At 70.7% G+C, this 22,032-nt stretch carries 20 protein-coding genes and 1 tRNA gene; 9 read left to right on the forward strand and 12 right to left on the reverse strand.

Translation table 11 applies throughout. The annotated features are described in order from the left end of the window. Nucleotides 1–18: 18 nt before the first annotated feature. Nucleotides 19–1,689 carry a glucose-6-phosphate isomerase gene (pgi, locus tag BDK63_RS10510; RefSeq protein WP_183331658.1) on the reverse strand — a complete coding sequence of 557 codons (1,671 nt, stop codon included), beginning with the start codon at nt 1,687–1,689 and terminating at the stop codon, nt 19–21. Between the two features lie 85 nt (nt 1,690–1,774). On the opposite strand from pgi, the gene cmoA reads away from it, so the two are divergent. Both cmoA and cmoB read left to right on the forward strand, forming a co-directional pair. Next, complete coding sequence (cmoA, locus tag BDK63_RS10515; protein WP_183331660.1) at nt 1,775–2,545, forward strand: carboxy-S-adenosyl-L-methionine synthase CmoA; 771 nt, start codon at nt 1,775–1,777, stop codon at nt 2,543–2,545. Between the two features lies 1 nt (nt 2,546). Then, nucleotides 2,547–3,539, forward strand: coding sequence for a tRNA 5-methoxyuridine(34)/uridine 5-oxyacetic acid(34) synthase CmoB (gene cmoB / locus BDK63_RS10520; RefSeq protein WP_183331662.1), 993 nt, complete (start codon nt 2,547–2,549; stop codon nt 3,537–3,539). Between the two features lie 167 nt (nt 3,540–3,706). Here the strand turns inward: cmoB and cysN are convergent, their stop codons facing one another. The 6 genes from cysN to BDK63_RS10550 all read right to left on the reverse strand — a co-directional run bounded on the left by cysN (nt 3,707) and on the right by BDK63_RS10550 (nt 9,230). Then, complete coding sequence (gene cysN / locus BDK63_RS10525; protein WP_183331664.1) at nt 3,707–5,158, reverse strand: sulfate adenylyltransferase subunit CysN; 1,452 nt, start codon at nt 5,156–5,158, stop codon at nt 3,707–3,709. 164 nt (nt 5,159–5,322) lie between these two features. Further along, nucleotides 5,323–6,294 carry a sulfate adenylyltransferase subunit CysD gene (gene cysD, locus BDK63_RS10530; RefSeq protein WP_246386028.1) on the reverse strand — a complete coding sequence of 324 codons (972 nt, stop codon included), beginning with the start codon at nt 6,292–6,294 and terminating at the stop codon, nt 5,323–5,325. 129 nt (nt 6,295–6,423) lie between these two features. Next, nucleotides 6,424–7,161: a phosphodiesterase gene (locus BDK63_RS10535; RefSeq protein ID WP_183331666.1), complete on the reverse strand. Its 738-nt coding sequence runs from the start codon at nt 7,159–7,161 to the stop codon at nt 6,424–6,426. A 94-nt stretch (nt 7,162–7,255) separates the two neighbouring features. Next, on the reverse strand, nt 7,256–7,702 hold the full coding sequence (locus BDK63_RS10540; RefSeq protein WP_183331668.1) for a DUF1249 domain-containing protein: 447 nt from the start codon (nt 7,700–7,702) through the stop codon (nt 7,256–7,258). A gap of 1 nt (nt 7,703) precedes the next feature. Continuing rightward, nucleotides 7,704–8,345, reverse strand: coding sequence for an NUDIX domain-containing protein (locus tag BDK63_RS10545; protein WP_183331670.1), 642 nt, complete (start codon nt 8,343–8,345; stop codon nt 7,704–7,706). A 225-nt stretch (nt 8,346–8,570) separates the two neighbouring features. Further along, a complete protein-coding gene (locus tag BDK63_RS10550; protein ID WP_183331672.1) occupies nt 8,571–9,230 on the reverse strand; it encodes a tetratricopeptide repeat protein in 660 nt (219 codons plus the stop codon). A gap of 152 nt (nt 9,231–9,382) precedes the next feature. Between BDK63_RS10550 and greB the strand changes: the two genes are divergently transcribed. Genes greB through BDK63_RS10565 form a run of 3 tightly spaced genes read left to right on the forward strand, consistent with a single transcriptional unit; the run spans nt 9,383 to nt 10,413 of the window. Beyond that, nucleotides 9,383–9,922 carry a transcription elongation factor GreB gene (greB, locus tag BDK63_RS10555; protein ID WP_183331674.1) on the forward strand — a complete coding sequence of 180 codons (540 nt, stop codon included), beginning with the start codon at nt 9,383–9,385 and terminating at the stop codon, nt 9,920–9,922. 10 nt (nt 9,923–9,932) lie between these two features. Further along, nucleotides 9,933–10,190, forward strand: a complete 258-nt coding sequence (locus BDK63_RS10560; RefSeq protein ID WP_183331676.1) for a DUF4160 domain-containing protein — start codon at nt 9,933–9,935, stop codon at nt 10,188–10,190. Next, complete coding sequence (locus tag BDK63_RS10565) at nt 10,159–10,413, forward strand: DUF2442 domain-containing protein (RefSeq protein WP_183331678.1); 255 nt, start codon at nt 10,159–10,161, stop codon at nt 10,411–10,413. Before BDK63_RS10560 ends, BDK63_RS10565 begins: the two co-directional genes overlap by 32 nt. Here the strand turns inward: BDK63_RS10565 and BDK63_RS10570 are convergent, their stop codons facing one another. The 5 genes from BDK63_RS10570 to BDK63_RS18665 are packed head-to-tail and all read right to left on the reverse strand — an operon-like array spanning nt 10,414 to nt 18,274. Continuing rightward, nucleotides 10,414–11,466 (reverse strand): methyltransferase, encoded by a 1,053-nt coding sequence (locus tag BDK63_RS10570; protein ID WP_183331680.1) that lies wholly within the window; start codon nt 11,464–11,466, stop codon nt 10,414–10,416. It lies immediately after the preceding gene. Next, complete coding sequence (locus tag BDK63_RS10575; RefSeq protein ID WP_183331682.1) at nt 11,463–12,305, reverse strand: methyltransferase domain-containing protein; 843 nt, start codon at nt 12,303–12,305, stop codon at nt 11,463–11,465. The genes BDK63_RS10570 and BDK63_RS10575 overlap by 4 nt, the downstream gene beginning before the upstream one ends. Before the next feature lie 30 nt (nt 12,306–12,335). Further along, nucleotides 12,336–13,838, reverse strand: a complete 1,503-nt coding sequence (locus tag BDK63_RS10580; protein ID WP_183331684.1) for an amidase — start codon at nt 13,836–13,838, stop codon at nt 12,336–12,338. Between the two features lie 48 nt (nt 13,839–13,886). Beyond that, nucleotides 13,887–17,024: an efflux RND transporter permease subunit gene (locus tag BDK63_RS10585; RefSeq protein WP_183331686.1), complete on the reverse strand. Its 3,138-nt coding sequence runs from the start codon at nt 17,022–17,024 to the stop codon at nt 13,887–13,889. After that, nucleotides 17,021–18,274, reverse strand: coding sequence for an efflux RND transporter periplasmic adaptor subunit (locus tag BDK63_RS18665; protein ID WP_183331688.1), 1,254 nt, complete (start codon nt 18,272–18,274; stop codon nt 17,021–17,023). The genes BDK63_RS10585 and BDK63_RS18665 overlap by 4 nt, the downstream gene beginning before the upstream one ends. Before the next feature lie 159 nt (nt 18,275–18,433). On the opposite strand from BDK63_RS18665, the gene BDK63_RS10595 reads away from it, so the two are divergent. From BDK63_RS10595 to BDK63_RS10610, 4 genes are all read left to right on the forward strand, one after another. Then, nucleotides 18,434–18,510: transfer RNA gene (locus tag BDK63_RS10595), tRNA-Arg, on the forward strand. Between the two features lie 140 nt (nt 18,511–18,650). Further along, nucleotides 18,651–19,736, forward strand: coding sequence for a Bug family tripartite tricarboxylate transporter substrate binding protein (locus BDK63_RS10600; protein ID WP_183331690.1), 1,086 nt, complete (start codon nt 18,651–18,653; stop codon nt 19,734–19,736). Nucleotides 19,737–19,813: 77 nt separating this feature from the next. Further along, complete coding sequence (locus BDK63_RS10605; RefSeq protein WP_183331692.1) at nt 19,814–21,346, forward strand: tripartite tricarboxylate transporter permease; 1,533 nt, start codon at nt 19,814–19,816, stop codon at nt 21,344–21,346. Beyond that, nucleotides 21,343–21,822, forward strand: a complete 480-nt coding sequence (locus BDK63_RS10610) for a tripartite tricarboxylate transporter TctB family protein (RefSeq protein ID WP_183331694.1) — start codon at nt 21,343–21,345, stop codon at nt 21,820–21,822. Before BDK63_RS10605 ends, BDK63_RS10610 begins: the two co-directional genes overlap by 4 nt. Nucleotides 21,823–22,032 lie beyond the last annotated feature (210 nt).

Genomic DNA, 22,032 nt, shown 5'->3' on the forward strand with positions numbered 1-22,032 from the left:
TATGCACAGCCAGTAGCATTACAGTGCCCGTTCGGCGGACCAGACCGCCTCGATCAGCGCCCGGGTCGAGTCGTCCATGGCGTCGAGGCCCTCGTGGCTCTCGAGGATGCGCTGGGTCTCGCCGGCGATCTTCTTGCCCAGTTCCACGCCCCACTGGTCGAAGGGGTTGATCTCCCAGATCGTCGCCTGGGCGAACACCTTGTGCTCGTAGAGGGCGATCAGCGCGCCGAGGGTCGAGGGCGTCAGGCGGTCCAGCAGCAGGGTGCTGGAGGGCTGGTTGCCCCGGTAGCGCTTGTGGCCGGGCCGTGGCCCCTCGTCGTCGATGGCGTCGTCGCCGAGCATCAGCACCCGGGACTGGGCGAAGCAGTTGGCGAGCGTCAGGCGATGCTGGCCCATCAGGTGGTCGCGGGTGGCCTCGTCGGCCACGTCATCGTAGCGCACCAGGGGAGCGATGAAGTCGCACTCCACCGCCTGGGTGCCCTGGTGGAGCAGCTGGTAGAAGGCGTGCTGGGCGTTGGGACCCAGCTGGCCCCACAGCACCGGGCAGGTGGAGTAGCCCACCTCGCGGCCGTCATGGGTCACCGACTTGCCGTTGGACTCCATCTCGAGCTGCTCGAGGTAGGCGGCGAAATACTCCAGGCGGCCGTCGTAGGGCAGGATGGAGTGGGCGCGGATATCCAGGAAGTTGACGTTCCAGATCCCCGCCAGCGCCAGCAGCACCGGCAGGTTGTCGGACAGCGGCGCCTCGCGGAAGTGGCGATCCATGGCATGGGCCCCGGCCAGCAGTGCGCGGAAGTGGTCCATGCCGACCACCAGAGCGATGGGCAGGCCGATGCCGCCCCACAGCGAATAGCGGCCGCCCACCCACTCCCAGAACTCGAGCTGGTGGGCAGGCGCGATGCCCCATTCGTCCATCTTCTCGGGGCTCGCCGAGACGCCGATGAAGTGCTGGCGCATCACCAGCTCGGCGTCGACCCCCTCCTCGCCTTCCAGGCGGGCCATCAGCCAGTCGCGGGCGGTGCGGGCGTTGGAGAGGGTGTCGATGGTGGTGAAGGACTTCGAGGAGAGCACGAACAGCGTGGTCTCGGGGTTGAGCCGCGCCAGGTAGTCGGCGAGCTGGGAGCCGTCCATGGTGGAGGCGAAGTGCACCTCGATGCGGTGCACGTCGTCCGGCCGATAGTCGGCCAGGGCATGGGTGACCATCAGCGGCCCGAGGTCCGAGCCGCCGACGCCCAGGTTGACCACGTGGCGGATCGCCCTGCCGGTGGCACCGCGCCACTGGCCGGCATGGAAGCGCTCGACCATGGTGGCCATGTGGTCGAGGGTACGGTGAACGGCGGGTACCACGTCCTCGCCTTCCACCACCAGCGAGGCATCCGCCGGCAGGCGCAGCGCGGTATGCAGCGCCGGGCGGTCCTCGCTGCGATTGACCCGCTCGCCATCCAGCAGGGCCGTGATCGCCTCGGGCAGCCTCGCCTCCCGGGCCAGCGCCAGCAGCAGGTCCAGGGTCTCGGCGGACCAGCGCTGCTTGGAGAGGTCCAGGGTGAGCCCGGCGGCGTGGCGGGTGTAGGCGGCGTGGCGGCCGGTCTCGCCGGCAAACAGCTCGCGCAGGTGGGTCTCGCGCATGTCCTGTGCATGAGACGCCAGGGCGCACCAGGCGTCGCGCTGATCGATCGGTGTGGTGGGCATGGTTTCCTCCTTGACATCCTGTCGTGCAGCCGGGGCGGTCGAAGCGTAGAATGTCGGCCTTTTCCGCATGATTCCGGCTTGGCCCATGAGTGACGCATCTTACCGTGACGCGATCTTTTCCACACCCCTCGACCGGGTCGCGCGCTTTTCGTTCGACGAGAGGGTCGTCGCCTGCTTTCCCGACATGATCCGCCGCTCGGTGCCGGGCTACGGCCAGATACTGGGCATGCTGGGGCTGATCGCCGCCCGCCACCTGCGCCATGGCGCCCGGGTCTATGACCTGGGCTGCTCGCTGGGTGCCGCCGGGCTGGCGCTCGCCGGGCAGCTCCCCCCCGCGGCCTTCCGCTACACCGGGGTGGACCTCTCGCCGGCCATGGTGGCTCGGGCCCGGGAGACCCTGGCCGCGGAGTGCCCCGACCACGCCATGGAGGTGGTCGAGGGCGACATCCGCCGGCTGGACTACCGGCCCGCCGGCATGATCGTGCTCAACTTCACCCTGCAGTTCCTGGCGCCCGAGGATCGCGACGCCCTCATGTCCCGGCTCTACCAGGCTCTGGAGCCCGGCGGCGTGCTGGTGCTCTCCGAGAAGGTGGTAGCCGAGGACGAGCAGGAGAATGCCTGGCGGGTGGAGCGCTACCACGACTTCAAGCGCGCCAACGGCTACAGCGACCTGGAGATCAGCCAGAAGCGCACGGCGCTGGAGAACGTGCTGGTGCCGGACACCCTGGCGGCGCACCATGCGCGCCTCGAGCGGGCGGGGTTCTCCCGCTCCCACACCTGGTTCCAGTTCCTCAACTTCGCCTCGCTGATCGCCTTCAAGGATGCGCCGGGGGCCCCGCGCGACGGTGAGACGTGACATGCCGATCGTCCCCGAGCACCGCGACCTCTACCGGGCCCTGCTCGACCAGGGCCTCGACACCTGGCTGGCCCGGCTGCCCGACCAGCTGGCTCGCGGGCTGGACCGCCGGCGCCATGGCGACCTGCCGGCCTGGGAGAAGGCGGTGGCCAAGCTGCCGACGCTGCCGGAAGACCGGCAGGTGCGCCTCGACGCCGACACGGTCAGCGTCGAGCTCGCGCTCTCCGACAGCCAGCGCCGCCAGGTCGAGAACCTGCTGAGGAAGCTCGCCCCCTGGCGCAAGGGTCCCTACCGGCTTGGCGGCATCGCCATCGACACCGAGTGGCGCTCGGACTGGAAGTGGCGGCGCGTCGCGCCTCACCTGGCGCCGCTGGCCGGAAGGAAGGTCCTCGATGTCGGCGGCGGCAGCGGCTATCACGGCTGGCGCATGGCGGGGGCAGGCGCGGCCTTCGTGCTGGTGATCGACCCCTCCCCGCGCTTCTTCTGGCAGTTCCGGGCGGTGCGCCACTTCGTCGGCGACGCCGACGGCCACCGCACCCACTTCCTGCCGGTGGGCATCGAGGAGGTCCCCGAGGGGCTCGGCTTCTTCGACACGGTCTTCTCCATGGGCGTGCTCTATCACCGCCCCTCCCCCCTGGAGCACCTGCTGCAGCTCAGGGAGACCCTGCGCCCCGGCGGCGAGCTGGTGCTGGAGACCCTGGTGGTGGAGGGCGACGAGACCACGGTACTGCTGCCGGGGGAGCGCTACGCCGCCATGCCCAACGTCTACTTCCTGCCGTCGTCGGCAGCGCTGTGCCAGTGGCTGACGCGCTGCGGGTTCGAGAACGTGCGGGTGGTGGACGAGGCGGTCACGACGACCGGGGAGCAGCGCGCCACCGAGTGGATGACCTTCCAGTCCCTGGCCGACTTTCTCGACCCCGAGGACCCGACCAGAACCCGGGAGGGCTACCCCGCCCCGCGCCGCGCGGTGGTGATGGCCAACAAGCCCAGATAATCCCCTTCGCTACCGCGAGAGGCGCCGGGGGCAGGCCGAAGAGGGGGTCCTATGCCAGGGATGGCATCGGTAGCGCCCAGGGATGGGTTCACAGCGCCTCCTCGCAGGCTTGTCGACGGATCAGCCCCGAGCTCCTGGTACTCAGGTGCAGTGGCCCGGGGCTGAGATTATTTCAACAGCTTGCGAATATCCTTCGCCTCCCAGTGGGGGAAGTACCGGCGCACCAGGGCATTGAGCTCCAGTTCGAAGCCGGCCCAGTCCACCTCGGTGGCCCTCGGCGACTCGCCCTCACTCTCGCTGTCCACCACGGCGCGGATCATGCCCGCCCCCACCGTGACGTTGGAGAGCCGGTCGATGACGATGAAGCTGCCGGTGCCGGGGCTGGTGGCGTAGTCATCCAGCGGCACCTCGGCGGTGAGCGCCACCCGGCAGCGGGCGATGGCGTTGAGCTCGAGGCGCTCGGCCGGCAGTCGCTCCAGAGTGTTGACGTCCACCTGGTGGAGGATCTCCGCCACCTGCCCCGCCACCGAACGCCCCGCCAGGCGGATGTCTACCTGGCGACCCGGCGCCAGCGGCTGGTCGTGCATCCACACGATGTCGGCCTCGAAGGCGCTGGACATCGCCACCTCGCCGTCCGCGGCGACGATCCAGTCGCCCCGGGAGATGTCGATCTCGTCCGCCAGGGTCACGGTGATCGCCTGGCCGGGGAAGGCCTCTTCCAGGTCGCCGTCGAAGGTGACGATGCGCTCCACCGTGGAGCGCCTGCCCGAGGGCAGCACCCGAACCGCCTGTCCGGGGCGCAGGATCCCCGCCTCCAGGGTGCCCGCGTAGCCGCGGAAGTCCAGGTTGGGCCGGTTGACGACCTGAACCGGCAGGCGCAGGTCGGTCAGGTTGCGGTCGCGGCTGATCTCGACGCTCTCCAGCAGCTCCAGCAGGGTCGGCCCGGGCCTCCCGTCGACCCGATACCAGGGCATCGCCTCGCTGCGGTTGACCACGTTGTCGCCCTTGAGCGCCGAGAGCGGCACGAAGCGGATGTCGCGGGCCGACAGCTGGTCGGCGATCGTGCGGTACTCGGCGACGATCTCGTCATAGCGCGCCTGGGAGTAGTCGACCAGGTCCATCTTGTTGACCGCCACCACCAGGTGCTGGATGCCCAGCAGGTCGGCGATGAAGCTGTGCCGACGGGTCTGGGTCTGCACCCCGTGGCGGGCATCGATCAGGATGATCGCCAGGCTCGCCGTGGAGGCCCCGGTGGCCATGTTGCGGGTGTACTGCTCGTGGCCCGGGGTGTCGGCGATGATGAACTTGCGCCGGTCGGTGGAGAAGAAGCGATAGGCCACGTCGATGGTGATGCCCTGCTCCCGCTCGGATTGCAGGCCGTCCACCAGCAGGGCCAGGTCGACCTCCTCGCCGGTGGTGCCACTCTTCTTCGAGTCCCGAGTGATCGCGGCGAGCTGGTCGTCGAAGATCATCTTGGAGTCGTGGAGCAGCCGGCCGATCAGCGTCGACTTGCCGTCATCCACGCTGCCGCAGGTGATGAAGCGCAGCAGGTCCTTGTTCTCGTGCTCGTGCAGGTACTGCTCGATATTGTCCGCTATTAGAGAAGACTGATGGGCCATTTCGATACCCTATTAATCTTTAAACAGGCGCTGAGCGAAAAGTCAGCGAGCGATGGCCAGACAAGGCGAACAGAGGCGAAAGAGCGGAGTTTACTGTAGTAAATGAGCATCTTGAGCCGATGTTCAACGCCGTATGGCCGAGCGCAGCGAGTTTTCGCCAGCGACTAGAAATACCCCTCGCGCTTCTTCCTCTCCATGGAGCCGGCCTGGTCGTGGTCGATGGCGCGGCCGCTGCGCTCGCTGGTCCGCGTCAGCAGCATCTCCTGGATGATCTCGGGCAGGGTGGCGGCCGTGGACTCCACCGCGCCGGTGAGCGGGTAGCAGCCCAGGGTGCGGAAGCGCACCCACTTCTCCTCGGGCACCTCGCCCTCGGCCAGCGGCATCCGCTCGTCGTCGACCATGATCAGCATGCCGTCGCGCTCCACCACCGGGCGCGGGGCGCTGAAGTAGAGCGGCACGATGGGAATCTGCTCCAGGTGGATGTACTGCCAGATGTCCAGCTCGGTCCAGTTGGAGAGCGGGAAGGCGCGAATCGACTCGCCCTTGTTGACCCGGGCGTTGTAGAGGTTCCACAGCTCGGGCCGCTGGTTCTTCGGGTCCCAGCGGTGGTGGCGGTCGCGGAAGGAGAAGACCCGCTCCTTGGCACGGCTCGCCTCCTCGTCGCGGCGCGCGCCGCCGAAGGCGGCGTCGAAGCCGTACTTGTCCAGGGCCTGCTTGAGCGCCGCGGTCTTCATCACGTCGGTGTAGCCGCTCGAGCCGTGGTCGAAGGGGTTGATGCCGGCGGCCCGCCCCTCCTCGTTGGTGTGCACCAGCAGTTCCATGCCCGCCTCGGCGGCCATGCGGTCGCGGAAGGCGATCATCTCGCGGAACTTCCAGGTGGTGTCCACATGCAGCAGCGGGAACGGCGGCGGCCCGGGATAGAAGGCCTTGCGTGCCAGGTGCAGCATCACCGAGGAGTCCTTGCCGATGGAGTAGAGCATCACCGGATTGCGGAATTCCGCCGCCACCTCGCGCAGGATGTGGATCGACTCGGCCTCGAGCTGCTGCAGGTGGGTCAGCCGACGGGGCGACAGCGCGGGAGGCGCGCCGGCGGCCCGGGGGGGCGACTCGGGGGTCGCGGCGTGAAGGGTGGTCATGGCCCGGTACCTCGCATGACGTTGGGCAGGAAAGGTCATGCGAGCAGGGTAACGCCGGGCCAGTAATAACCCAAAAGAATTAATGACTATCTTTTTATAGCCAAAACACCATCTCGAGGCGCCGTGGCCTCAGAGGTCCACCCGCTCCACCCAGGTCTCCAGGTCGTCGTCGCGCAGGTCGATGACCCGGTAGCCGGGACGCGAGGCCTCGTCGATGGCGAAGGTCTCGGCGCCGGGCAGGAACTGGTCGGTGGTGGAGGGGCAGGCATAGACCGCCACCTCGCCCGCCTCCAGGCGCTGGTGGCTGGCGAAGGCCTGATGGACGTGGCCGCAGAGGATGGCGCGCACCTGGCCGAAGGCGGCCAGGGTCTGCCAGAAGGCCTCGCGGTCCTCGAGGCCCAGGGCATCGATCCACGCCGACCCCACCGACAGCGGCGGATGGTGCATGACCAGCAGGGTCGGCCGGTCGTCCTCCTCGAGGCGCTCGGCCAGGGAGGCCAGCCCCTCGGGGCCCAGCGCGCCATGGGGCTGGCCGCTGACCCGGGTGTCGAGCATCAGGATCCGCCAGGCATCGAGGTCGAGCTCATCGAGCAGCTCGCGGCTCTCGGCCATCAGCGCGGGGTCGTCATGGTTGCCGGCCAGCCAGAACCAGGGCGCCGCGAGCCGCCCCAGGGTGGCCACGGCCAGCTGGTAGGAGCCCGCCGTCTCGTCGTTGCTGATGTCGCCGGTGACCAGCACCATGTCCGGCCGCTCGCGGTTGACCGCCTCGACCACCGCCTCGAGCTGGCGCAGCGGGAAGCCGGCCCGGGCGCGGGCGTCGGGGTCGGCATGCAGGTGGCAGTCGCTGATCTGGACCAGGCGTGACATCGGGACGGCATCTCCTCGGGGCGGCCGGTGGCGGGACACGGCAGCGATGGTATCGGGGCAGCGGTGACGCGGGAACGGGGTCAGGGGCTCGCGTTCAGGGAAGTTCGGGCAGGTCCAGGGAGTGGCCGTGGGCCAGCCCATGCTCCAGCCACTCACCGAGGAAGCGGTTGAGCTGCAGCTTCTCGTCGGGCTGGTGCATGCGCGCATTGGGGTAGCGGTAGCGGCCGTGGAAATGGCGCTGGCGCTGGAAGTCGGTGACCTCGGCCATGCGCACGTCATGGTAGAGGTGCACCCGCATGCAGGGCGTGTCGATGAGCGAGTCGAGCACGCTGCGCTGGGAGACGCGCACGATGCTGGTGTAGGGGGCTCGCTCGAGCACCTCGAGGCTAAGCACGCCAAGGCCGCGACCGTCATTGACCAGCTCCACCTCACGGCACTCGCCGGCCTCCAGGTCACCCAGCAGGCGCACCAGCCGCAGGAAGTTGGCGGAACACTCCCCCTGCAGGGTCCTCAGGTCGGTCACATAGGCGCTTCTCGACACGCTACCTCCTCGCTCGCAATGATGCGCGTTCGTTCGCCAGCCAGTGGAAGGCGATCAGACACATGGCATTGTCGAGTCGCCCGGCCTGAAGGAGTTCCCAGGCCCTGACAAACGGTAGCACATGCACGCGGATGTCCTCGTGCTCCTCGTCGAGGCCGTGCACGCCGCCGAGGCCCGCGCTGTCGACCAGGCCACAGAACAGGGTGACCCGCTCGTCGCAGGCACCGGGGCTGGGATAGTAGGCATGCAGCTCGATCAGCTCGTCGACCCGGGCACCGGCCTCCTCCAGGGACTCGCGGCGCGCCACCTCGGCGGCACTCTCGCCCCGCTCCACCAGCCCGGCCACCACCTCGAGCTTCCAGGGCGACTCGGGGTCGTCCAGGGCCCCGGCGCGGAACTGCTCGACCAGCACCACGGCATCGCGCTCCACGTCGTAGAGCAGCACGCCCACGGCATCGTGGCGGTGATGGACCTCACGCACCATCGCGTCGCTCCAGCCCCCCTCGAAGAGGCGATGGCGCAGGTGCAGCGCCTCCAGGCGGAAGAAGCCCTGATGCAGGCAGCGACGCTCCAGCAGCTCCACGTCGGCGACGGTGAAGGGCGCCGCCGCGGCGAGGTCTCGACCCTCCGGCGAGTCACTCATGGCGGTCTCCGGTCACGCAAAGGGCCCATTATCATGACCGGGGACATCGATGCCAAGCGTCTCGCCCTGAGATCGGAGCAGCAACGCTCGAGGCTGTTCCGGCGACAGGCCCCGGAGCGCCGGACCGTCGAGGGGGCGCTGTAAACCCCTCCCTGGGCGCTACCGATGCCATCCCTGGCATAGAACCCCCTCTTCGACCTGTCCCCGGCGCCTTTCGCTATCACACTAGAGCCGCTCCAGCAGCGCCCGGGCCTCCTCGCGCAGCGCCTCGTCGGAGGCATCACGGTCAGGGCGGGCTTCACCTTCCACGGCGCGGCGGGCGTGCTCGCGGGCCTCGTCGCGGCGCCCCTCCTCGGCGAGGAAGGCGGCATAGTAGAAGTTGACGTCGATGCCCTCGGGGCGGATCGACAGCGCCTGCTGGAACATCCGCTCGGCGGTGCCGCTGTCGCCGAAGCCCACCAGCCCGCCGGGCACCCGGTCATAGAGGGCGCCCAGGGTCACGTAGGCGGAGCCGTCGGCGCCGCGGGGGTCGAGCTCCACGGCGCGCTCCAGGGCATCGCGGGCCGCCCGGGCGCTGGAGAGCGCCCCCAGGCCGCTGCGCTCCCGGGCGTGGGAGGCCTCGATGATGCCGTGCCAGACCCGCGGCAGCGCCTCGTCGGGGTGCTCGGCCACCAGCCGCTCGGCCTGCCCGGCCAGCGACTTGAGGCCCTCGCGGCGCTCACCCTCGGGCTGCTCGGTGATCAGGCGCTCCCAGTGATTCTTCATCCCTTCCACCCGGGCCTCCCAGGCATGGGCGGCGGCCAGCGGCAGGGCGGCGAGGCCGAGGCTCAGCCCCAGGCTCAGACTCAGGCCCTTGGCGGTATTCAGCAGGCGACGTCGAAACATGGCGAAACTCCTTGCAGGGTGTTGTGGTTGTTGGGTGATACCTCCACCCGCAATGTAACGAACGTTTGAATTAATCACCAGCCACGCCTTCACTTGGCCCTGCCGGGTGCATGGCGTATGGTCCCGCCAGACGCAAGCGTGCGAGGAAGAGCATGAAAGGCCGCAACATGACCCGCTGGCGCGACCCCGCCAAGGACCCGCGCCAGGAACCCAAGAGCCACCTGATCACCGCCGAGGGTGCCGAGCGGCTGCGCGGCATCCTCGACCACCTCTCGCGGGTCAAGCGCCCCGCCCTCTCGGCCAAGGTCGGCGAGGCGGCCGCGCTGGGTGACCGCTCAGAGAACGCCGATTACACCTACAACAAGAAGGAGCTCAACCGGGTGATCGCCCGGATCCGCTACCTGACCAAGCGACTCGATGAGCTGACCGTGGTGGACCGGCTGCCGGCAGACACCGGGAAGGTCTACTTCGGGGCCTTCGTCACCCTGGAGGACGAGGAGGGCGAGGAGATGGCGATCCGCATCGTCGGCCACGACGAGATCGATCCGGCGAAGCGCTGGATCAGCGTCGACTCGCCGCTGGCCAGGGCCCTGCTCGGCAAGCCCCTGGACGAGGAGGTGACGGTGGCCGCCCCGGGAGGCGTGACCACCTATGTGATCACCGAGATCGCCTATCGCGACCCTCAGGCATAGGAGCCATGCCATGCCGGTAGTCTTCCGCTACAAGGGCATCAGATTCTTCTTCTATTCCAACGAGGGCAATCCGTTGGAGCCCATGCACATTCACGCCGAGAGCGGGGAGGGAGAAGCGAAGATCTGGCTCGAGCCTCAGGTCGCTATTGCTACCAGCGCTGGCTACAATCGGAAGCAGCTGTCACAGCTCATGCAGCTGGTGGAAGCACATCGTGACGAGATCGAGAGGGCCTGGAATGAGCATTTCCGCCAAGACCGTCAGCTTTGACGACTACACCATGTGGGTCGAGCTGGATGACGGCAGGACGCTCGGAATCCCGCTGGCGTGGTTTCCGCGTCTCCTGCATGCCAGCCCCGCCGAACGCGACGCGTGCCATATCAGCTATTCGGGCAAGGGATTGCATTGGGATGAGCTCGATGAGGACATCTCTGTCGAAGGCCTGCTTGCCGGCCGTGGCGACCTGACGCAGCACCACGAGCGCGTCGCCTGATCAGCCCTTAACCACCCGATAGACCCGGAAGCGGCGGTCGTCGGCGAGGAGCTCGAAGCCGCCGAAGGCGCGCTCGAGGAGGTCCGGATAGGGCAGGAAGGCGTTGGCCACCAGAATCAGCTGCCCGCCGCGGCGCAGGTGCGCCGGCGCCTCAAGGATCAGCCGCGCCGCCGGGCCGTAGTCGATGGCCCGCTCCTGGTGGAAGGGCGGGTTGCTGACGATGGCGTCGAAGGCCCGCCCCGCCAGCGCCGAGTAGACGTCGCTCTCGACCGCCTCCCCCGCCAGGCCGTTGGCGGCTAGCGTCCGGCGCGTCGCCTCCACGGCGAAGGCGTTGACGTCCACCGCCGTGACCCGCGCCCCGCGGCGCGCCAGCCAGGCCGCCAGGATCCCGTCGCCACAGCCCATATCCAGAACTTCGCCCAGGCCATCCCCAGGCATGTCGCCTGATTCCCTCCCCTCGCCCGCCGGCAGCGCCCCCGGGAGCGTCTCCAGCAGCAACCGGGTGCCGTCGTCGAGCTTGCCGTGGCCGAACACCCCGGGGTGGCTGGCAAGCGTCAGCCGCTCGCTCCCCACCTGGGCCTCGAAGGCGGTCCAGGCGTCGTCCGGGGCGAGCGCGACCCGTTCCAGGCGGGTCTCGTAGAGGGCGCAGCGCCGGGCGCTGTCGCGCTTGCGGCAGCCCAGCCCCAGGGCCGCCAGCACCTTGAGCACCCGCTTGATGCCCCCCTGGTTCTCGCCCACCAGCTGCAGCGGCGTGCCCGGCGGCAGCACCGCGCAGAGCCACAGCAGCCACCACTCGCCCAGCGCATGGCTCTTGGGCCAGAACAGCACCGCCCCGGGGGGCGCGCCCTCGCGAGCCCCAGGCAGCGTCTCGAAGGGCGAGATCGCGGGCCGCCCGGCGGCCTGCCAGGCGGCGCGCACGGCAAGGTCGGCGCTGACCGCCGTGCCCTGCCCCGCTTCCAGCCAGCCATCCCGGGGCGGGGCCACCCACCACCAGCCGCGGTAGTCGGCGTCCTGGCGCTCCAGCAGCTGGCAGACCGGGGTCTCGGCACTCATGGTCGGGGCTCCCTGTCCGCGGATGGGGGGGACTCGGGGCGTACCAGGGTGTAGAGGAGGTAGCGCCCCAGCCGCCAGTGGGGATCGACGCGGCAGTAGCGCCGCTCGAGCGCCAGCAGCGCCTCGCGGTCGGCGTCGCTCTCGGCGGGCCGGCGCAGGTAGTCGTGGAAGATGCGGATGCCGGCCACGCCGCGGATCTCCAGGCCGCACTCGGCGCTCCACGCGGTGACCTGGGCATGGGTCAGCGGCGAGATCGGCGTCAGCCGCCGGCGCAGCCCCTTGCCCTCCAGGCGGTCGGCCAGGGCCTTCTCCAGGTTGCCCTTCACCACGTTGGAGAAGCGCAGCGCATCGCGGTTGAAGACCATCAGCGAGAGCTGGCCCCCCGGCGCCAGCCGGTCGGCCAGGGTGGCCAGGGCCGCGCGGGGATCGGCCAGCCACTCCAGCACCGCGTGGCAGGCGATCAGCGGCCAGGGCCCGGGCGCCACCTCGGGCAGCGCCTGCAGCGGTGCCTGGTGGAAGGTCACCGGCGCGTCCGCCAGGGCGAGGCGGGCCCGGGCCAGCATCTCCGCGGAGGGCTCCATCAGCGTCACCGCATGGTCGCGGGCGGCGAACCAGGCCGCCAGCTGGCCGAGGCCGCCGCCCACATCGAGCAGCGGCTGGCCGTGCAGGGCGAGCATCTCGGGCAGCAGCCGGTCGAGCAGCGCCAGGCGCAGCTCGCCGCGGCTGCCGCCGTAGAGGCTGGCGGCGAACTTGTCGGCCAGGCCGTCGAAGTGGCGGTCGCCCGCCGCGGAGAGGGGCGAGACGGCGTTCGGGCTGGCAGGATCGATGGGCAATGACATGGGCGGCATCCGGCGAAGTCGCCGGCCATTCTACCCGATCGGCCGCGGCAGGTGGCGACCCCAGCCGCTGTCGGCCTCGAGCTGGGCGGCCAGCGCCAGCAGTCGCCGCTCGTCCCCCATGGGGCCGACCACCTGCACGCCCACCGGCAGCCCCTCCGGGGTGACATGCAGGGGCAGCGACATGGCCGGCTGGCCGGTGAGGTTGGCCAGCTGGGTGAAGGGGGTCATGCGCAGGGAGTCGGCGGCCAGGCGCTTGAGCAGGCCGGCCCTCATCGCCAGCCGGGAGGCGCCGGGGATGGCCAGCAGCGCCATCAGCCGCTCCCGGGCCGCCGACGGATAGAGCTCGCCGCGCCGCGGGGCCGAGGTAGCGGCCACCGGCATCAGCAGCAGGTCGTAGCGTCGGTGGAAGTCGGCCATGGCCCGTGCCACGACATTCCAGTGGCGCTTGGCCAGCTCATAGTCGCGGGCCGGCAGGCAGCGCCCCAGGCGCCCGATGGCGCGGGTGGCAGGCTCGATGTCGAGCCGCCCCACCGGCACGCCGGTCTGCTCGCCGATCCAGGCCAGGTCTGCCGCCAGGTGCCCCAGATAGAGGGTCAGGTAGCTGTCGGCCAGGGCGCCGCCCTCCACCGGCGGGTCGGCCCACTCGACGTGGTGGCCCAGCCCCTCCAGGCGATGCGCGGCCTGCTCCACCGCCCGACGCACCTCGGGGTCGAGCCGGGTGCCCAGCGCCGCGCCCAGCGGCTCGCCCAGGGACACCGCAACCCGCAGCGGGGGAGGTGGACACGCCAGCGCCGTCAGGAAGCCAGGCTCCCGGGGCAGCGGCCAGGGGCTGCCCGCATCCATTCCGTTGATGGCGTCCAGCAGGGCCGCGCTGTCGCGCACGCTGCGGGTCAGGGCATGCTCGACCACCGCGCCCTGCCACACCTCGCCGAACATGGGGCCCAGCGGCACGCGCCCCCGGGAGGGCTTGAGGCCGAACAGGCCGCAGTGGCTGGCCGGGATGCGGATCGAGCCGCCGCCGTCGCCGGCCATGGCCAGGGGCACCAGGCCGGCGGCCACCGCGGCCGCGGCGCCCCCGCTGGAGCCCCCGGGGGAGCACTCGTGCCGCCAGGGGTTGACCGGATGGGGGAAGGCGTGGGGCTCGGTGATGCCCATCAGCCCCAGCTCCGGGGTTGCGGTCTGGCCGAGGATGGCCAGGCCCGCCTGGCGCAGCCGCGTGACCAGGCTCGAGTCCTCCGGGGCGCGCCAGTCGGCCATGGCCGCGCTGCCGAAGGCCAGGGGCTCGCCGCCGATGGCCATCAGCAGGTCCTTGGTCAGGGTCGGCACCCCGGCGAAGGGGGCGGCCGGGTCGACGACCCGCCCCTCGCCGCGGGCCTGTTCGAAGCGGGTCCGCACCACCGCGCCCAGCACCGGGTTGCCCACCTCGATCATCGCGCAGGCGGCGTCGAACACCTCCTCGCGACTCACCTCGCCGTCGCGGATCAGCGTCGCCAGCCCCAGGCCGTCATGGGCACGATAGTCGTGGATCTCCATGGGCGCTCTCCCTTGCCGTTGCCCTGTACTCATCGACGCGGATCAAGCCTAGCCCTCCGACTCCGCCGAGGCCAGCGCCCGCCGCCTCGCCAGCGCCTCGCGGGCGTGCTCCAGCCAGGAGAGCAGCGCCGGGGTGACCAGCAGCACCAGCAGCGTGGAGCCGCCCAGCCCGAAGGCGATGGAGGCCGCCATGGGGATCAGGAACTGGGCCTGCAGCGAGGTCTCGAAGAGCAGCGGCAAGAGCCCCCCGATGGTGGTCAGGGAGGTCAGCAGCACCGCCCTCACCCGCTGCACCACCGCCTCGTTGAGCGCCGCGTCGATGGCCAGGCCCCGGTCGCGCTGCTCGCGGTAGAAGCTGACCAGGATGATGGCGTTGTTGACCACGATGCCGGAGAGCCCGAACAGCCCGAACAGCGAGAGGATGGTCAGGTCGATGCCCAGCAGCCAGTGGCCCAGCAGCGCCCCCACCAGCGAGAAGGGGATGATCGCCATGACGATCAGCGGCAGGCTCCAGGAGGCGAACACCCAGGTCAGCACGCCATACATCAGCCCCAGCCCCACCAGCAGGCCCAGGCGCATGTCGGCCAGGGTCTCCCGCTGGTCGGCGGCGCGCCCCTCGAAGCTGTAGTGCAGGTGGTGATCCCGCGCCAGGGCCGGCAGCAGCTCCGCCGAGAGGCTCGCCAGCACCTGCTCCGCCGAGGTGGCTCGGGTGTCGAGCTCGGCGGTGACCTCCACCGCCAGCTGGCCGTCGGCATGGCGCAGCGCCTCGAAGCCCTGGCGGTGGTCCAGCGCCATCACCTGGGCCAGCGGCACCTGGCGGCCGTCGGGCAGGCTGACCGCCAGGCTGGAGAGGGTCGCCAGCCGCTGGCGCTGCTCGCGGGGCAGCTGCACGCGCACCTCGACCTCGTCGGCCCCGGCCTGGTGGATCTGCACCACCTGGCCGTCGAAGGCGGTGCGCAGCTGGCTGCCCAGCTCGCCGGTGGTCAGCCCCAGCGCCTCGCCGAAGGCATTGACCCGGTAGATCAGCTGCTCGCGTCCCCAGGGCATGTCGTCCTCGGTATCCAGCACCCCGGGCAGGCCGGTGAGCGCCTGGGAGAGGATGTCGGCCGCCCGGCGCAGGTCGCCGGCATCCTCGCCGGTCAGGCGGATGTTCACGTCCCGGCCCGGGGGTCCGGCGGCCCGCTCGTTGATGGTCAGGGTGTCGAGCCCCGCCGGCAGGGAAATGCGCTCGCGCCAGGCGCGGATGAACTCGGCGTTGCGCACCTCGCGATGGTCCGGCGAGACCAGCTCGATCATGATCGCCCCCACCTCGTCGGCGCTGCGCCCGGGAGAGCCGCCCTCCAGGGTCGCGCCGTAGCGGGTCACGGCCACCTCCACCAGCTCGCCCCCCAGGGCCCGGTCGGTCTCCTCCAGGGTCTCGCCCAGGTGGTCGAGGAAGCGGGCCACCGTGGCACGGTCGGTGCCCGCCACGAAGCTGGCGTTGGCATAGACCACGCTGGACTCCGGGGCGGGAAAGAAGTTGAAGCCGATCCGCCCGCCGGCCAGCAGGCCGGCGGTCACCAGGGTCACCGCCAGGGCGCCGGCCAGGGTGGCGCCGCGGTGGCGCAGGGTCAGCGCCGAGAAGCGCCGGAAGGCCCCCTGGCGAAAGGCGTCGAAGCGTGCCTCGAAGCCCTGGCGCCAGCGGGCGATGCCGCGAGGCGGCCGGGCGCCGCGCGGCCCGGGCACGAAGGCGTTGCGCAGGTGGGCCGGCAGCACCACGAAGCACTCCAGCAGCGAGGCGATCAGCACGCAGATCATGATCACCGGGATGTCGCCGAGGATGTTGCCGATCACCCCGCCGACCATCAGCAGCGGCATGAAGGCGGCCACCGTGGTCAGCGAGGAGGCCACCACCGGCCAGAGCATGCGCCGCGCCGCCCCCGCCGAGGCGTGCCGTGGCGCCTCGCCCATGCGGTGGTGGGCATCGGCATCCTCACCGACCACGATGGCGTCGTCGACGATCACCCCCAGCGCCATGATCAGTGCGAACAGCGACATCATGTTGATGGAGCCGCCGATGCCCCAGAACACCCCCAGGGCCGCCATGAAGGCGGTGGGGATGCCGATGGCCACCCACAGCGCCACCCGGGCCGGCAGGAAGAAGTAGAGCAGGATCACCACCAGCAGCAGGCCGCCCGCGCCGTTGGCGATCAGCAGGGAGATGCGGTCGTCGATCAGCTTCCAGGACTCGTCGTGGACTTCCAGCTCGACGCTGGCCGGCAGCGTCGGCCGGGTCCGGTCCAGCCAGTCGTCCAGCACCCGGGCCGCGGCCAGGGAGTTGCCGGACTCGGCACGCTGCAGCAGCAGCTCCGCCGCCGGCCGGCCCCGGTAGGCCAGGGTGACCTGGCCCTCGCGGGGCTCCTGGCGGATCACCGCGATGTCGCCCAGGCGCAGCTGCACCCGGTCGCCGCTGAGCACGGCCAGGTCCTCGAAGGCCAGGGCATCCCGGCGCTGCTCCAGGGAGCGCAGCTCCCGGGCGCTGTCGCGCTGGCCCAGCAGGCCGGCGGGCAGGTCCCGGGACATGCCCTGCACCCGCCGCGCGATCTCCTCCAGCGACAGCGACAGGCCCTGCAGGCGCTCCGCCGGGATCTCGATGCTGATCTGCTGCTCGGGCAGGCCGTTGACCTCGACCCGGTCGATGCCGGCCAGCAGCAGCTCGTCCTCGAAGCGCTGGGCCAGCTGGCGCAGCTCGCGCTCGTCCAGCTCGCCGTGCACCAGCAGCCGCGCCACCGGTTCAAAGCGGGCCAGGCGCGAGACCTCCGGCGTCTCGGCATCCGCCGGCAGGTTGGTGAAGCCGTCGACCTGCTGGCGGACGTCGTCCAGGGCCAGCACCGGGTCGCTGCCCTCGACGAACTCCAGGGTGATGTTGGCGATCCCCTGGGCGGAGGTCGAGGTCATGCGCTTGAGCCCATCCAGGCTGCGCAGGCGCTGCTCCAGGGGGTTGGTGATGCCCTGCTCGATGTCCTCGGCGGAGGCCCCGCTCCACACCACCCGTACGCTGACCACGTCCAGCGCGAAGGTGGGAAAGAACTGGATGTTCATGCGCGCGATGCCGAGCGCGCCGCCCATCAGCATCACCAGCATCACCAGGTTGGCCGCCACCTTGTGGTGGACAAAGAACCCGATCAGCCCGCCGCGTCGACTCATGGGGTGGGCACCTCGCCCGTGGCGTTCGCGGCGTCGGCCACCTCCACGCGCAGGCCCTGCATGGCGTTGGGCAGGTGGGTGGCGATCACCCGGTCGCCCGCCGCGAGCCCGTCGCCGCGGACCAGCAGCCAGCGCTGGCCGTCGGGCCCCCGGGTCTCGCCCAGGCGCTCCACCCGCGCTCGCTCGAGCCGGTCGTCGTCATCGATGCGATAGAGCAGGTCGCTGCCGTGCAGGGCGGCGAAGGGCACCGCCAGGGCATCGGCCACCGCCGGGCGCTCCAGCAGCACCGCCACCAGGGCCCCGGGACGCAGCCCGGCGGCGGGGCCGTCCAGGGCGAGGATCGCCTCGGTGCCGGCCGGGTCGCTCTCGCCGGCCAGCCGCGACAGCACGAAGCGCTGGCCGCCCTCCTCGGCCACCGCCAGCCGCGGCTCGCCACGCTCGAGGCTTTCGACCAGCTCGACCTGAAAGCGGCTGGGCACCCGGGCGCGCAGCTCCAGCCCCTCGGCCGGATAGAGCGAGAGCAGCGGCGCCCGGGCCGCCACCTGGTCGCCCGGCGCCACCGCCACATCGGTGACCACGCCATCGAAGGGCGCCAGCACCCGGCCGCGCGCCGCGTCCCGCCGGGCGGTGGCCAGGGCCGCCCGGGCGCGGGCCAGGCGCGCCTCCAGGCTGGCCAGCCGCGAAGGGTGCTCGGCCACCGCGCTCTCGCGGGTGGTCACGCTGAGCCGGGCCCGGGCGACGGCGTCGCGGGCGGCGTCCAGGTCGGCCTGGGAGGCCAGGTTGCGCTCCACCAGCGAGCGGTTGCGCTCCAGCTGGCGCTGGGCGCTGGCCAGCAGCTCCCTTTCCCGCTCCAGGGCACGGCGGTCATTCTCGTGGCGCAGGCGCTCATTCTCCCCCTGGGCCTCCAGGTCGGCCACCTCCGCCTCGGCCTGGCGCAGCGGCGGCAGCAGGTCGGCGTCGTCCAGGGCCACCAGCAGGTCGCCCTCGCTGACCCGCTGGCCGTCGCGCACCGGCCGCTCGGCCACCCGGGCGGCCAGCGACGCCACCAGGCTGACCCGCTCCGGCGCCACCACCTCGCCGAACAGCGGCAGCACCGGCACATGGTCGGCGAAGGCGACCGTCAGCGCCTCGACCCGCCAGCTGCGCTCCTGGGGCACCGCCGGCGGCGGTTCCGGTCGAGTCAGGCGCAGGGCCATGAACCCGACGATGCCGAGGGCGAGGATCAGCAGGGGGAGCAGGCGCTTGAGCATGGGGAGGTCCGGGCCGGTGATTAGCGCGACCTACTATACGCTGGCTGCGGCCGCCGACGAACGGCCGGGACCAACGGTGCGGCAAGGTTACGCAGCGAGGTGTCTGTTCCCCGGGCGGTTTATCTCGACCGCGACTTTCCCTATAATGCGCTGCGCGTCGCCCCCTTAGCTCAGCTGGATAGAGCGTCCCCCTCCTAAGGGGAAGGTCTCAGGTTCGAATCCTGAAGGGGGCGCCATCGTTTACGCCTCCCGCTGGTGCTCCCCCGCTCCCCTGCCTATCCTTGCGAAGTCACGGGTGGAGCCGTCGTCATGAAACCGTCACGTTCGGGTTCCATCCTTCCTGGCCAACAAGACGCCAACGACGGGAGCCCGACCCATGCCGAAGATTCGTCCCCTCACCGCCCTGGCCGCCGGCCTGGCCTTCGCCACCGCCAGCCTCGCCGGCACCGCCCAGGCCGCCGACTACTACGACGGCAAGAACATCCGCATGATCATCCCCTTCTCGCCGGGCGGCGGCACCGACACCTTCGGCCGACTGATCAGCCAGTATCTGGGCAGGCACATTCCCGGCGAGCCGACCATTGTCGCCGAGAACGTCACCGGCGCCGGCGGCCTGCTGGGCAGCAACGAGTTCGCCGAGCGGGTCGACCAAGACGGCACCACGCTGATGACCGCCTCCGGCCACCTCAACCTGCGCGCCTTCCTGGGCCTCAAGGGGCTGCGCCTGGACCTCAACGAACTCGAGCCGGTGGTGGCCTCCCCCATGGGCCACGTCACCGCCATCTCCACCGAAGCCGGCATCGACGACTCCAGCGAGCTGCTCGAGGCTCGCGGCCGCCTGACCAAGGGCATCACCGACCCGGTGGGCCTGCTCGAGTCGCTGGTGGCGCTGGAGATGTTCGACCTGGAGTACCGCGCGGTGCCCGGCTACGGCGGCCGCGGCGACACCCGCATCGCCTTCGAGCGCGGCGAGCTGATGATCAACACCCAGTCCACCCCGGCCTACCTCAACAGCGTGCAGCCGCTGGTGGACGAGGGCCGCGCCATGCCGCTCTACGCCATCGGCTTCATCGACGCCGACGGCAACCCGGTGCGCGACCCGGCGGTGCCCGACATGATCACCGCCCCCGAGCTCTACGAGCAGATCCACGGCGAGATGCCCTCCGGCACCATCTGGGAGGCCTTCAAGGTCACCGTGCCGCTGGTGCAGAACACCCGCGGCACCGTCTGGGCCCACGGCGACATCCCCGAGGAGGCCATGGCCGCGCTGCGCACCGGCGTCGAGGGCATGGTCAACGACCCCGAGTTCCAGGCGGCCGCGGCCAACATCCTCGAGGGCTACGAGATCATGTGGGGCGACGACCTGGGCCAGATCAAGGCCAGCATGGAGGCGGCCTCGCCGGAAGTGCTCGACTTCCTGCGCGACATGCTCAACGAGCGCTTCGGCACCGAGTTCGACTGAGCCCCGAAGCCCACGCCCGGCCGCCCGAGCCCCTCGGGCGGCCGTTTGCGTTCCTGTAAGCCGGAGAGTCCACCCGCATGCTCGACGCCCTGATCAACGCCCTGTGGATCCTGCTCGACCCCTTCCGCCTGATGATGCTGTTCGCCGGCGTGGCCATCGGCATCGCCGTGGGCATCCTGCCGGGCCTCGGCGGGCTGATGGGCATGGCCCTGGTGCTCCCCTTCCTGTTCGGCATGGACGCCTACGCCGGCGTGGCGCTGCTGATCGGCATCGCCGCCGCGGTGCCCAGCGCCGACACCTTCCCCTCGGTGCTGATGGGCATTCCCGGCTCCTCGGGCTCCCAGGCCACCATCATGGACGGCTACCCCATGGCCCGCCGCGGCGAGGCGGCTCGGGCGCTGGGCGCGGCCTTCACCGCCTCGCTGATCGGCGGGCTGATCGGCGCGCTGGCCCTCTCCGCCGTGGTGCCCTTCGCCCGGCCACTGATCCTCGCCTTCGGCTCCCCGGAGCTCTTCATGCTGACCCTCTTGGGCCTGTCGATGATTGGGGTGCTCTCCGGCAACCGCCCGCTCAAGGGCATGCTGGCCGCAGTAGCGGGCCTGGCGCTGGGCACCATCGGCGGCGCGCCGGTGGCCGCCGAGTACCGCTTCGCAGGCGACTTCCTCTACCTCTACGACGGCCTCTCGCTGGTGATCGTGGCGCTGGGGCTGTTCGCCCTGCCGGAGATCATCGACCTGCTGGCCCGGGGCGGGGCTATCGCCGAGCGCTCCCGGGGCCTCGGCCACGGCTGGGTGCAGGGGGCGAAGGACACCCTGCACCACAAGTGGCTGGTGGTGAGACACAGCCTCATCGGCGTGGCCATCGGCGCCATCCCCGGCATGGGCTCCTCGATCATCGACTGGGTCAACTATGGGATCGCCGCCCAGACCAGCAAGGACCGCAGCCAGTTCGGCAAGGGGGACGTGCGCGGGGTGATCGCCCCGGAGAGCGCCAACAACGCCAAGGAGGGGGGCGTGCTGATGCCTACCCTGCTGTTCGGGGTGCCCGGCTCCTCGGCCATGGCCATGCTGCTCGCCGCCCTGATGATCTTCGGCGTGCAGCCGGGGCCGCAGATGCTCACCCGCGACCTGGACCTGGTGTTCGTGATCATCTGGTCGCTGGCGCTGGCCAACGTCTTCGGCACCCTGATCTGCCTGCTGCTGTCGAAGCCGATCTCGCGGCTCACCTTCATCCCCTTCCAGTTCATCGCCCCGGTGATCATCGTCATCGTGGTGGTGGGCGCCTGGCAGGAGACCCGCCACTGGGCCGACCTCGCCTTCCTGCTCGCCTTCGGGCTGCTCGGCTGGATCATGAAGCGCAGCGGCATGCCCCGCCCGCCGCTGCTGATCGGCTTCATCCTCTCGGGGCTTGCCGAGCGCTACCTGTGGATGTCCTACAACCTCTACGACTGGGAGTGGCTCACCCGCCCCGGGGTGCTCACCATCGGCGCCCTGGCGGTGTTCCTGGTGGTGGGCAGCGTGATGCTCAAGCGCTCCACCGAGCGCCGCGCCGACGCCCTGCAGCACACCGCCGAGAGCGGTGAGCCGGCCCCGCGGGAGGAGACTCGATGAAGGCACGCCTGATCGCCGCGTTGACCCACCACCTGCAGACCCCCTTCGTGCTGGCGGTGCTCGCCTGCCTGGTCGCCATCCTCTGGATCAGCCAGGGCTTCTCCCTGGGCGCGCGCCTCTTTCCCACCGTGGTGGCGAGCCTGGGCATCCTGCTCGCCCTGCTGGAACTCGGCCGCCAGTGGCGCCACCGCGGCGCAAAGGAGGAGAGCGACTTCAGCGACCTGGCCGAGGAGGAGGAAACCCCGGCCTTCTTCGCCCGGGGCCTCTTGTTCTTCGCCTGGATGGCGGGATTCATCGGCCTGTTCTTCCTGGTCGGCGCCCTGCCCGCCGCCGGCCTCTACGTGCTGGGCTTCCTGCGGCTGCAGTATCGCAGCCCCTGGCCGGCGAGCCTGGCCCTCTCCGGCAGCCTGGTCGCCCTGCTCTGGGGACTGGGCGTGGCGCTGCAGCTGCGCTGGCCCACGCCCCTGCTGTTCTGACACCCTTCCCTTTCCCTGCCGGTCGTTCGGGGGTGGCTCAGTCGCTCCCGAGGGAGAGGCCCTCGGTTTCCCCCCGGGCCATCACCACCCGATTGCGACCCTCCTGCTTGGCCCGGTAAGTGGCTATTCAAAATTAATCGTGCGCTCAGACCCGTAGCCGCCAAGTAGGCGACAGACCTCCTTGCTGAGGTGGTCAAATGAGAGATAGGC

Source organism: Halomonas campaniensis (assembly GCF_014193375.1).
GTDB lineage: Bacteria > Pseudomonadota > Gammaproteobacteria > Pseudomonadales > Halomonadaceae > Halomonas > Halomonas campaniensis.